The organism is Methyloceanibacter sp., assembly GCF_058506495.1.
In genome coordinates, this window is the sequence record NZ_JBZMXT010000072.1 from 1 (window position 1) to 10,942 (window position 10,942).

Annotated in this window: 13 protein-coding genes; 4 read left to right on the forward strand and 9 right to left on the reverse strand. The window is 59.9% G+C overall.

Annotated elements, in window-relative coordinates:
• The 4 genes from AC33YF_RS10990 to pqqB form a co-directional block, all read left to right on the forward strand.
• On the forward strand, window positions 1-1,192 hold a 1,192-nt coding region (locus AC33YF_RS10990; protein WP_491777245.1), incomplete at its 5' end, for a TonB-dependent receptor domain-containing protein.
• Between the two features lie 119 nt (window positions 1,193-1,311).
• Window positions 1,312-1,779 (forward strand): hypothetical protein, encoded by a 468-nt coding sequence (locus tag AC33YF_RS10995; RefSeq protein WP_491777246.1) that lies wholly within the window; start codon window positions 1,312-1,314, stop codon window positions 1,777-1,779.
• A gap of 235 nt (window positions 1,780-2,014) precedes the next feature.
• Window positions 2,015-2,272, forward strand: a complete 258-nt coding sequence (locus AC33YF_RS11000) for a hypothetical protein (protein ID WP_491777247.1) — start codon at window positions 2,015-2,017, stop codon at window positions 2,270-2,272.
• A 206-nt stretch (window positions 2,273-2,478) separates the two neighbouring features.
• Complete coding sequence (pqqB, locus tag AC33YF_RS11005; protein WP_491777248.1) at window positions 2,479-3,417, forward strand: pyrroloquinoline quinone biosynthesis protein PqqB; 939 nt, start codon at window positions 2,479-2,481, stop codon at window positions 3,415-3,417.
• Window positions 3,418-3,623: 206 nt separating this feature from the next.
• On the opposite strand, the gene AC33YF_RS11010 is transcribed toward pqqB, so the two are convergent.
• The 9 genes from AC33YF_RS11010 to AC33YF_RS11050 form a co-directional block, all read right to left on the reverse strand.
• Window positions 3,624-3,878, reverse strand: a complete 255-nt coding sequence (locus AC33YF_RS11010; protein ID WP_491777249.1) for a hypothetical protein — start codon at window positions 3,876-3,878, stop codon at window positions 3,624-3,626.
• A 181-nt stretch (window positions 3,879-4,059) separates the two neighbouring features.
• Window positions 4,060-4,248, reverse strand: a complete 189-nt coding sequence (locus tag AC33YF_RS11015; protein WP_491777250.1) for a hypothetical protein — start codon at window positions 4,246-4,248, stop codon at window positions 4,060-4,062.
• Window positions 4,249-4,450: 202 nt separating this feature from the next.
• Window positions 4,451-5,434: a CHAD domain-containing protein gene (locus AC33YF_RS11020; RefSeq protein ID WP_491777251.1), complete on the reverse strand. Its 984-nt coding sequence runs from the start codon at window positions 5,432-5,434 to the stop codon at window positions 4,451-4,453.
• 81 nt (window positions 5,435-5,515) lie between these two features.
• The gene (locus tag AC33YF_RS11025) at window positions 5,516-6,142 is read right to left on the reverse strand and encodes a thiamine phosphate synthase (RefSeq protein ID WP_491777252.1); all 627 of its coding nucleotides are present in this window, start codon (window positions 6,140-6,142) and stop codon (window positions 5,516-5,518) included.
• Between the two features lie 8 nt (window positions 6,143-6,150).
• The gene (locus tag AC33YF_RS11030; protein ID WP_491777253.1) at window positions 6,151-6,939 is read right to left on the reverse strand and encodes a thiazole synthase; all 789 of its coding nucleotides are present in this window, start codon (window positions 6,937-6,939) and stop codon (window positions 6,151-6,153) included.
• Window positions 6,940-6,966: 27 nt separating this feature from the next.
• Window positions 6,967-7,164 (reverse strand): sulfur carrier protein ThiS, encoded by a 198-nt coding sequence (gene thiS, locus AC33YF_RS11035; protein WP_491777254.1) that lies wholly within the window; start codon window positions 7,162-7,164, stop codon window positions 6,967-6,969.
• On the reverse strand, window positions 7,142-8,185 hold the full coding sequence (locus AC33YF_RS11040) for an FAD-dependent oxidoreductase (RefSeq protein ID WP_491777255.1): 1,044 nt from the start codon (window positions 8,183-8,185) through the stop codon (window positions 7,142-7,144). The genes thiS and AC33YF_RS11040 overlap by 23 nt, the downstream gene beginning before the upstream one ends.
• Window positions 8,186-8,248: 63 nt before the next feature.
• Window positions 8,249-9,997, reverse strand: a complete 1,749-nt coding sequence (gene ggt, locus AC33YF_RS11045) for a gamma-glutamyltransferase (RefSeq protein ID WP_491777256.1) — start codon at window positions 9,995-9,997, stop codon at window positions 8,249-8,251.
• Between the two features lie 57 nt (window positions 9,998-10,054).
• Window positions 10,055-10,942 (reverse strand): helix-hairpin-helix domain-containing protein (locus tag AC33YF_RS11050; protein WP_491777257.1); only part of this gene is annotated, 888 nt, incomplete at its 5' end.

The following is a 10,942-nucleotide window of genomic DNA, read 5'->3' on the forward strand; positions in this document are numbered from 1 at the left end:
CGCGCGGTTCGAGCACCATACCTTCGCCAACCGTAACTTCTTCGGCCGTCAGGGCGAGATCCTTGAGGACGGCGATAAGCGGGGGCTGACAGTCTTCGACAGTGAGCACGAAGCGGACGCTGTCTCGGCCTACGCTCAGACCGTGATCCACGCGACGCCGGCTCTCGATATCGTCCCGGGCATTCGCTTCGAGCATTTTTCTTCGGAAGTGCGTCAGCTTTCTTCGAGTGAGGAAGAAGGCGAGGGCGAACGCGAGCTTGAAGAGTGCGAGATTGACGGTCAGGACTTCTTCAACGAGGGCGAATGCGTCATCTTTGAAATCAATCCCAACGACCAGAACTTCAGCTACGACAAGACGTACTGGCTACCGGGCATCTCGTTCTCTTGGGGCTTGTTCGGTAGAGATGTGGTGCCGGTTTCGGCGGATAAGGGTCTTCAAGAAGTCGAGACGGTCTATCACACAACGATGTACGGCGGGTACAACCGCGGCGTGACCATCCCTGTTCAGCGCGAGGGACCCTTCCCACCGCGTGACGAGCTTGGCGACAACTTCCAGCTCGGTGTGCGGTCGACCGGCATCAAGGGTGTGATCTTTGACGTGGCCGGCTTCTTCAAGTCTATCGAGAACTACCAGATCCGTGGTTCTGCAACGACCACTTCTGGCCTCAACGTCTACACGAACATTGACGAGGTTGAGATCAGCGGCGTGGAGATGTACGGGCGCCTCGACTCGCGGCCGTTCACTGGATGGAAACTGAATCCTTACTTCGAAGGGACCTTCACGTATACGAACGGTGAGATCACGGAGGGTATTTTGCCAGACGGAACGAACGTCGTCGGCAATCGCATTCCCTTCGCGCTGCAGGAAGTCGCATATCTGACCACGGGCATCGAGAGCACGGCAGGTTGGAACGCGAGCGTCAGCTATGTCTATCGCGGTGACTTCTTCACGGACGAGGAAAACACGCCTTTCGCGGGCGATCCGAGCGGCGAGGATGGCAAGGTCCCGAGCGTCTGGCTTCTCAATGCGCGGGCGAACTACACGATCCCCCGGGACGTGTGGGGTGGCAAGTTAACGGTCTTCGTATCCGGCGAGAACCTTACCGACAAGCTCTACATTACCGACCGCGAGGACGGCATCAAGCCAGGCCTTGGACGTTCGGTGATGGCTGGCGCACGGATGAAGTGGTAGTCTAGAGCCCTCGGAATTACAGTTCGTTCCGACTTGCCCTGGCATGGGTTGTCGAGTAGCGCTGGCGCTGCTAGGCGGCCGCCGGCGCAAGCTCCAACAGGATCGCTGTTGCAAACGAAATGGCTCAGGCTTCGGAGACCCGACTACTTCTTATTGCACTCTGCGCAGCGGTACTGGTCAGCGTGCCGGCTGATGCGATCGCGACGACGGCAGCGGCAAAGCGACCGACGAGCATCTATGCAACGCCCAATACGAACGCGAAGGTCCTCGGGCTCATCGGCATCTCGCAAGTCGTCAATGCGACCGCCTGCAAGAAGGGTTGGTGTCGCGTCGGAGGCGGCTACGTTAAGACCGGTCACCTTCGGTTCTTCCAGGAACGCGAAGGTTACAAGAACGCCTACGACTACCGCACGCCGCTGCCTCCGCCGAATTACGGCTATACGCCGGGGTTTTGGGGCTATGGCGCGCGCCGCTATTATGACCGCTTCGGCAACTATACGAAATACGGCGTCCCGGGCTATCGTGGCCCCATCGATCGAACGGAGGGAACCGTCGAGACACGCCGCCTCCGACCCGGTCGACGTTAGCTCTTGTGAGCAACGGTAAGGGGCTGGATTAAGCTCTTATCGTCATGAAATCCCGCGCTAAGGGGCTGGCTCTTTGGCAAGAATTTTGCCGCTATATTGCCAAGGCCTCCCTTATGTTTTAACCCCTGAAACCAACGCGGACTGTGCAATGTCCGTCAGGGAAGCGCTCTAGTGGGCCTGAAAAAGCGACAAGCGTCGCTGCTAAATTCAAGCTTAGCTAGAAAGGATGAATCCGATGAAAAACCTATTGATTGCGGCTGCCGCGCTCGCATTCGTGGCAACGCCTGCTTTCGCCGATGACGATCCGTCTGAGGCAGAGACTGCGAAGATCAAGGAAGTTCTTGCTGCCTGGGGCTGTGAAGGTGGTGAATATGAAAAAGAAAGCGAGGCCACAGGTGTCTTTGAAGCCGAGGACGTGAAGTGCAAAGACGGTCGTCAGTACGACTTCCGGTTGGACAAAGACTTCAACGTCCATGTGATCACCGCCGACTAAGACGCGCGATCCTCACGACGCGGGCGTTCATCCCCGTCAGAAGAGTGTCGGAGACCGAGTGACAAGAAGGCACGGCTCTCGGGCCGTGCTTCTCTTTGTTTCTGCAATGGTGAGGAACTGTCTTTGCCAACGTCGCCCGCATCTTGTCGTTGCGGCCAAGATTCGTCTTGACGGGCGCCACCCGAACACGCCAAGAAATTGCTGCTATGCTCATCAAAGTTATCGGTGCGGGTGCAGGCGGCGGCCTGCCGCAATGGAACTGCAACGGTCGAAACTCGGCCGAAGCGCGATCGGGTGTCCCAACCGTCAAGCCGCGGACGCAAGCCTCTGTTGCTGTGAGTGCGGACAGCAAGCAGTGGGTTCTGTTGAACGCTGCGCCAGACTTGCGACAGCAGATCAACGAGACGCCTGAGCTTCAGCCAGACCCGAATGGTCCGCCGCGCAATAGCCCGATCAAGTCCGTCGTTCTCACGAACGGCGACGTGGACGCGGTCGCAGGGCTCCTATGCCTCCGAGAGAGCCAGCCGCTGACCGTCTATGGCAGCGCGCGCGTGCTCGACGTGCTTGCAAGCAATAGCATCTTTGATGTGCTCAATCCGGACTTGGTCGCGCGCAAGACGATGACGCTGGGGTCGCCGTTCGCCATTGAGGGGCCGGACGGACCTGTCGGACTGACGGTCGAGGGCTTCGACGTACCAGGCAAGATCCCGCTTTATCTTGAAGACGAGGAAAAGGGCACGGGCGGCAGTTTTGGCACCCAGGTCGGCGATACCATCGGTCTCAAGGTGACCGAGGACGTAAGCGGTAAGTCGTTCTTTTTCATCCCGGGCTGTTCAGGGCTCGACGATATCTTGCGGAGCCGACTTCAGGGTGCCGAACTCTTATTTTTCGACGGCACGCTCTACGAGAACAACGAAATGATTGATCAGGGGCTTATGCAGAAGACGGGCGATCGCATTGGGCACATGAATATGTCTGGGCCTAACGGTACGCTAGCTCTCATGGAGCCGCTCGGCATTGCGCGAAAGATCTATATCCATGTGAACAATTCTAACCCTGTGCTGCGTGATGACTCGCCTGAGCGTGCCGCGGTCGAGGCCGCAGGTTGGACCGTTTCTTATGACGGCATGACCGTCACCGTCTAAGACGATTTGGTTATCTGACGTTCGCAAATGAACGCACTAAGCAGGGCTCATTGAGAGCTTTGCCAGCAAAGCTTTCTTAAGATCTGTGGTTTGCCGGAGTGCGCCTGCCTAAGTAGGCGTCCTCCGTAAACAGATCGATTTGTCGGCGTTCCCGATCGACCGATTTGTTGAGGCCAACCGCGCGCCGAGGCATTTTCACCACGCCACTAGTCTTCTTTCACCTTGTTGGTGATGCTGAAGTCTTTGTCGAGATAGATGTCGTACTGGACACGGTCACAGATGGCATCCTCCGCCTCATAGCCGCCTTTTTCGGCCTCGATTTCGCTGTCAGCGACGGTGCATCCGATCGCCTTGATCGCATTTTGCACGCCCTCGATTTCTTGTTCCGTCAACGCCCTATCGTCGGCTTGGGCGACCGTAGACATTGCCGCTATCGCAAGTGCGCATATGAGAATTCGCATGATGATTCTCCGTTCTTCTCTCGATTGTTTGCCACTCGCTTCGAGTTAAGGAGGGTATGCATCTCCTTCAAGACCGGCGTGTGCCTATCGTCATGAGGTGACCGATTTTTAACGTGGTCGCCGAATGCAGCGGCGGCAAGCCCCCAGTCCGGCCCAAGCATGTAACACCGTAGACTGACGTTCACATGCCGACGCAGGTGCCATACTGGCCGCCCACGGCCAGGCAGGTTCCACCGACACCACAATCGATATCGTGAGAGCAGAGCTTCTTCTGAGGGGCGGTCAAGTCCAGCGGCTCACGGAGCCCAGTGTCATAGTTGCCGCAATGGCCCGTCTTGTTGCCGGGACGCTTGAGGCATCTCTCCGACATCGGACACTCTGCGTCGAACGAGCAGGCGAGAGCGGGGTGACACACGACCATCAAGGCGACTAGCAGCAGCGCTCTCATCCTTTGGTCTCTCAGCAGAGTTTCGCGTCGTGCCCATGCACGGGCGAAGCGTCATTTTACGGCTGCGCGTGGAGAGACTCCAGCAGGCTCGTTTGGGAAAGGCCGAGGATTATTTCTGACCGCGCTAACTCGACTGCATTGCCGGTTCGGGCCGGGCATCGTCGATCGCCACGACGTTATTGCTCTGCGGAGCGGCTGCAACAGGCTTCAGGGCGCCAACCGCAGCGGTGGTCCAATAGGCATGGATGCGTCCCGCAAACGGTTGCGGCTTCTCGACAAAGAGACGCTCACCCCGGACCTTGGCGTCTTTCCGCAGCTCCTTTAGCCGGATCTTGCACCTTTTCAGAAATGCGGAGACATCCTCGGGTGTGCCAAACGTCATGGCCGGCGCAGTCGCGAGATGCATCAGATTGGCGATGTCGTGGTCGTCGCCAAGCGTCTGGGACAGGCCGCGAGCTGCCTCGGCGCGCGCTCCGAGTTCGGATGGCCAGCAGGCCGTGAGCAATTGCATATGGCGCCAGTGTCTCTGGACGCTCTTGCGCCAATCGTGAAGAAGCTCTGGATCCTTTTTACGGGAGGCCGACTTGAACTGCTCCCGGGCACGGTAGTAGTTGAGCTGCAGTCCCTTCGATAACGGCGTGAAATCGTCGGGATAGACCACGAGGCTTGCAAATCGCGGCCGAAGCTCCAAGAGCATCTCCAGTGATTGCGATGCCGAACTTCGTTCCAGATTCCGCGCAGCGGCTTCACGCCGCTCCTGTAGCCAGTCTCGCATCGCCTCGATAGGAGCATCGCCCAGCCCTGGTTCGGTCTTGCGCTCTAGCGTATTCAGAGCATCGAATAGGGCGTGCGCGTCCCTGGCCGCCGCAAGCCCTTTGCCAATTTTGGCAACGCGCTTGTTGAGGTTCGCATACAGAGGTTCCGGCATGCCTGGTCGGGCCAGGCCGAGAAGCGACCGTAAGCGCTTGAAACACTTGCGTGCACTATGAACGCCTTTGTGCCGGTCCGGCGGCGCCGCCAGCGACGTATGAGCTATGTCTAACTCGGCGAGAGCAACAAAACGCAACGCCTCACTGATGGGCAAGGCTGGATCAAGCCGATAACTCATCGATGCTCCGCAGGTATAAAGGTTCGAAGACAAGTGTTCCGGCAGACCATGCAAAGGTCAAGTCTAATCGGTCGGCTATCCTTATGTGAGCGACGCTCGCCGCCGTCGTCCCGGCCCCGTGAGCTTCATCCAGGCCTCTGCGCGCCGCTCGGGGGCTTCATGCGTCAAGATGTCCGTGATGACTGCCAAGCTGTCGGCGCCGGCCTCCAGGACCAAGCGTGCGCGATCGGGCGTGATCCCCCCAATCGCCACGAGGGGACACGGCACTTTGGCTTTCCAAGTGGCAACGCGCTCAAGGCCCTGCGGTGCCCAGGGCATTTTCTTCAGCAGAGTCGGGTAGATAGGTCCAAGCGCCACATAGTCGGGGTTGGCGGAGAGAGCGATGTCCAGCTCCTCGTCGCTATGCGTGCTGATGCCGAGCTTTATCCCGGCACGCCGGATAGCCCTGATGTCTGCGTTCGCGAGATCCTCCTGACCAAGATGCACAAAGTCGGCCCCGGCATCGATTGCCAGCTGCCAGTAGTCGTTGACCACAAGCTGGCAATCCGCCTGTTTGCACAGCCGGATAGCATCTTCGATCTGACGCCTGATGACGTCAGCCGGCGCGTCTTTGATGCGCAGCTGTACCAGCTTCAAACCGGCCGGAAGGAGCCTCTTCAGCCAGTCCGTGTCGGGTAAGATTGGATAGAATGGGTCGAGCTGTCTCACGCTACCGGTCAAGACGCGCTGTCGATTTTGAAGAACGGCGTGCCGACCACGGGGGTCGAGGGTGTTGCCATGTCGCGCGGCTCCACAATGCCGGCCTCAAAGGCGAGCCTTCCGCCTTCGACAGCACGGGCGAATCCACGCGCCATGGTGACCGGGTTGTCGGCCTTCGCGATGGCGGTGTTCAAGAGAACCGCGTCGTAGCCCATCTCCATGACTTCGGCAGCATGAGATGGTGCCCCAAGGCCCGCGTCAACGATGAGGGGGGTCTCGGGGAAATAGGCGCGCAGGGTCTGAAGCGCTGTCTTGTTGGCGAGCCCTCGCGCGGAGCCGATGGGTGACCCCCAAGGCATGAGAACCTCACAGCCGACTGCAGCTAGGCGTTCGGCCACACTCAGGTCCTCGGTGGTGTAGGGCAGCACCTCAAATCCGTCGGCGCAGAGCTCAGCTGCCGCTTCCACGAGACCAAAGACCTCCGGTTGCAGCGTGTCGTCGTTGGCGATGACTTCAAGCTTGATCCAGCTGGTCCCGAACAGCTCGCGCGCCATCTGAGCGGTGGTAACGGCTTCCTTGGCGGTGCGGCAACCGGCGGTGTTGGGAAGGACCCGACGTCCCATCTCTTCGATCAAACCCCAGAAACCCTGGCCGGTCTTGGCGCGGGCAGACTCCCGCCTCAGCGAGACCGTGACGATTTGAGCGCCAGAAGCTTCGACCGCCTGCCGCAAGAGATCCGGTGAGGCATACCCAGCTGTGCCGAGCAGCATGCGTGAGGAGAATTTTGTGCCGTAGATTTCAAGCATCAGCGGTCGTGACCTAGCGGCCTTTTCCTATCCACCCTGTCTCGGCGCCACGATTTCGATTTCGTCGGCCTCCGAGAGCTCGGTTCGCGCACGGGCGGAGGCGGCTACGAAACAGCCATTCACGGCGGTGGCAATCTTCGCGTTGGCGAAGCCGAGTGCCGTACAGAGTTCGTCCAAGCTGAGTGCCTCTGTGGTGTGCTGCTCACCGTTTACCAAAATCTGCAATGAACACCTCCGGGTGTGTGGCGCCCGTTTCCAGGTGCTGCGCCACCAGCTCGGCCATCACTGGCGAAAGCAAGAAGCCGTGCCGGTACAAGCCGTTCACAAAGATATAGCCTGAACTTGTTATAATCCTAGGCCGGTTGTCGGGAAAAGCGGGCCGCACGCCGGCGCCGAGGGTGAGGATTTCTGCCTCCCCAAAAGCCGGATCGAGCACATAAGCGGCACTCAGAAGTTCCAATGCCGAACGCAGCGTCACCGGTCCGCCATCCTCGCGTTCGATCGAGGTGGCACCAAGCATGAACACATTTGCGCCTGTCTCGTCTTGACCCCAAGGCACAAGATAGAGCGGAAAACGTGGGTGGAGCAGGCGAACCGGGCGCTCAAAGGAAACGTCCGGCGCGCGAACAACAATGCGCTCGCCGCGCACGCCACGCAGAGTTGGCAGCATGTCTTGCGCCCCGAGACCCCGGCAATCGACGATAAAGTCCGCACCCTCGGGAGTTTCGCTGGTGCCCAGCTGGACAGCCGCGCCCGCGCTCCGCACTTCATTGAGAAGAAAGGTCAGCGCGGCGCCAGGATCGAGATGCGCTTCGTCTGCATAGAACAAGGCCGTGTCGAAGCGCGGCGCAAGGGCCGGCTCCAACTGCTCAAGCTGTGTGGAGTCCAAACGGCTCGCCCCTTGCGTCATGCGCTCGAAACGATCGAGAAGCTTGCGGTCTCGGGCAGGGGCAACCACGACGCTGCCGTTCATGCTTAGACCCGGATATAGGCCCTGCCACAGCTGGATGCCCCGCAGCCCCAGGTCTGTTATGACGGACTCGGCGCTTTCTTCCTCGCATCGTGGTGCAAGCATGGCTCCGGCCCACGGACTGCATGCGTCGGCAAACGGTTCGGCTGACTGCTCCACCACAATGACACGATGCCCACGGCGCGCGAGTGTCAGCGCCTGCCAGAGCCCAGTGACTCCAGCGCCACGGATCGCGATCTTGTAAGGGCCAGACATAAGGTTTGAGTTGCTCGCCATTGCGTGGGGACAGAGGCATAGCGCGTCAGATGCGCCGACACCAAGTGCTCAATCGCCAAATTCTCAGTCACCAAGTGCGACACCATCGCGGCGAGGGTCGGCGCCGCCTTCCAGGCCGTCGGGCGTGACGGCGATGATATGCAGCCCGCTGGTCATGGGGACCCGTCGGACCGTGTGGCCTTTAGAATCGAGCGCATTCTCGAGCTCATCGCCGTCTTCACCGGTTTCAAGGAGAACCCCGCGCGGTGTTCCGCCGAAATTGATGAGAGCTGCGGCCTCAGCCGGGTTCAAACCCCAATCAAGCATCGCGACGATCGCCTTTAGATTGAAGAGGATGATCCCGGCGCCTCCTGGCGACCCAAGCACGTACTCGAGATCACCGTCAGGGCCGAAAATCATAGTCGGATCCATGGAGCTTCGTGGTCGCTTCCTAGGTTCGACGCGATTGGCGACCTCCTCACCGTCCTTGTCCTTTGGAAGAAAGGAAAAATCAGTAAGCTGATTGTTTAGTAGGAAACCTCGGACCATGCTCCGCGCCCCGAACGCGAATTCGATAGTCGTGGTCATGGAGAAAGCATCACCGTTGCCATCAATCACAGAGATATGGCTTGTGCCACCGCTCTCCTTGGTAGCGTCACGGCCGAAAGAACCGGAGACGTTCGGCGGCGTCCCGTGCGTGACTTCTTCTGCAGCACGATCGGGGTCAATCAGTGATCGCCGTGTTGCCAGGTACTCTTTGTCGAGAAGGCCGGCTACGGGAACGGAGACGAAGTCGGAATCTGCGAGGTATCGCGCCCGATCGGCGAAGGCGAGGCGTTGCGCTTCGACAAGTGCGTGCATCGCACTTGGGTCAATCGGGCTCGTCCCAAGGTCAAACGGTTCAATCATCCCGAGCGCTTGTCCGACCGCGACGGCGCCGGACGATGGGGGCCCCATGCCGCAGACAGAGACACTGCGATAAGGCACGCAGACGGCAGGGCGCTTCTTAGGTTGGTAGTCGGCAAAGTCCTTCTCGCTCAGAGTGCTGGCACCACGCTGATCGCTTTGGACCGTCTTCACGATATCGGACGCGATCGGGCCTTCGTAGAAGGCTTCGATTCCCTCATTGGCGAGAGTTTCGAGCGTCTGAGCGAGCTCTTCGTTCTTGAGCACGGTTCCGGCCGAGTGCGGCTTGCCATTCTTATCGAAGAAATAGGCGCGGGCGACAGCATCGAACGTGTTGATGTCCGCATCCCCCAGCATTTTTGATAGCCGCGCCGAGACTGGAAAGCCGGCGCGGGCAAGCTTGATGGCAGGCTGAAAAAGCTCGGCCCAGGGCAGCTTGCCGTATTCGTCGTGTACGAGCTTGAGGACCGCCAGCACGCCGGGGACACCGACGGAAAGACCGCTATGCATTGCGACGGGGCGTGGCAAGGGATTGCCAGCCGCATCGAGGAAGAGCTCGGGCGTGGCGCCTGCGGGGGCGGTCTCGCGGCCGTCATAGTTGGTGAGAGTCTCCTGCACGGCATCCCAATAGAGAACAAAGGCGCCGCCGCCGATTCCTGACGATTGCGGTTCGACCAGCGTCAACACCATTTGCGCGGCAATGCCGGCGTCGATCGCCGCGCCACCTTTGCGCAGCATGTCGAGGCCGGCCTGCGTTGCCAGGGGATGGGCGGCAACGATCATATGCTCTTTGGCTTTGACCAGCGGCTTTTGCGCGAAGCCGCTCGCGCCTTCGGGCAGATCGAGACTATGTGCCGGAGCAGTGAGAAGGAAGATCGCCGCAAGTGCAGCAAACACGCGGTACGATTGCTTGGTAAGGTGCAACATGGGGCGCAGCATATCGACTTTCGCTGTCGCTGCCAGTCACGCGTCCGTTAGCCTGTCTCAATGAAAATCCCGAGACTTCGGCAAGATCGGCGATTTGGGAATCACGCGGGCGTCGCGAGGGTGGCAGCGCGGGTGCCAACTTGGGCGGCTTGTGTTGCGCCGGACGCTGTGCGGGCCCGCTCGCCACGAGCCTTGGTCCGGTCTGCGGACTTCGTCCGCGTTGGCCAACGTGGCCTCGAGCTCTTCGCCGTCTTCCGACAGGCGGTCGAGCCAGTGATTTTTGTCTTCGAGCCGCTCCGCCACGACGTGGATAATATCTTCGTGTCGTTGCACACGGCCATGGATCACGACGAGCCGCGCCCCCATCACTACTTTACGCATGCGCTCCAGGATCGTGGGCCAGATCACTGCGTTGGCGACGCCTGTCTCGTCTTCAATAGTCATAAACACAACGCCAGAGGCTGTGCCAGGACGCTGGCGCACCAAGATCACGCCGCCCACGCTGACTCGCGTCCCGTCTTTCATGGCCTTGACCGCAGCACATGAGACGATACGGGCAGCCGATACTTGCGCTCGCAGGAACGTCATCGGATGGGCCTTAAGCGAAAGGCGCAACGTGCGGTAATCGTTCACCACATGCTCAGGCATCGGCATGGCCGGGAGAGTGACATCCAGTTCACGGCCTATTTCGGTGGTGCGCGTATGTTCGAACAGCGGCAGGGCAATCTCTTTGGGCAGGCCGCGCACAGCCCAGAGGGCTTGCCGACGGTCTAGGCCGACCGAGCGGAAGGCGTCGGCACTAGCGAGTCGCTCGATACTGGCGCGGCTAAGACCGCTGCGGCGCCACAGATCCTGGGTGTCAGTATAGGGGCGGTCGCGTCTTTCTACAGCCTGAGTGGCGTCGGCCTCACGAAAACCATCGATCTGCCGAAGCCCCAATCTTAG

Bases quoted from the DNA above. Each gene is read 5' to 3' on its own strand.
- AC33YF_RS11010 (WP_491777249.1), bottom strand. From the start codon at position 3,878: ATGCGAATTCTCATATGCGCACTTGCGATAGCGGCAATGTCTACGGTC.
- AC33YF_RS11020 (WP_491777251.1), bottom strand. From the start codon at position 5,434: ATGAGTTATCGGCTTGATCCAGCCTTGCCCATCAGTGAGGCGTTGCGT.
- AC33YF_RS11015 (WP_491777250.1), bottom strand. From the start codon at position 4,248: ATGTCGGAGAGATGCCTCAAGCGTCCCGGCAACAAGACGGGCCATTGC.
- AC33YF_RS11040 (WP_491777255.1), bottom strand. From the start codon at position 8,185: ATGGCGAGCAACTCAAACCTTATGTCTGGCCCTTACAAGATCGCGATC.
- ggt (WP_491777256.1), bottom strand. From the start codon at position 9,997: ATGTTGCACCTTACCAAGCAATCGTACCGCGTGTTTGCTGCACTTGCG.
- AC33YF_RS10995 (WP_491777246.1), top strand. From the start codon at position 1,312: ATGGCTCAGGCTTCGGAGACCCGACTACTTCTTATTGCACTCTGCGCA.
- AC33YF_RS11000 (WP_491777247.1), top strand. From the start codon at position 2,015: ATGAAAAACCTATTGATTGCGGCTGCCGCGCTCGCATTCGTGGCAACG.
- pqqB (WP_491777248.1), top strand. From the start codon at position 2,479: ATGCTCATCAAAGTTATCGGTGCGGGTGCAGGCGGCGGCCTGCCGCAA.
- AC33YF_RS11030 (WP_491777253.1), bottom strand. From the start codon at position 6,939: ATGCTTGAAATCTACGGCACAAAATTCTCCTCACGCATGCTGCTCGGC.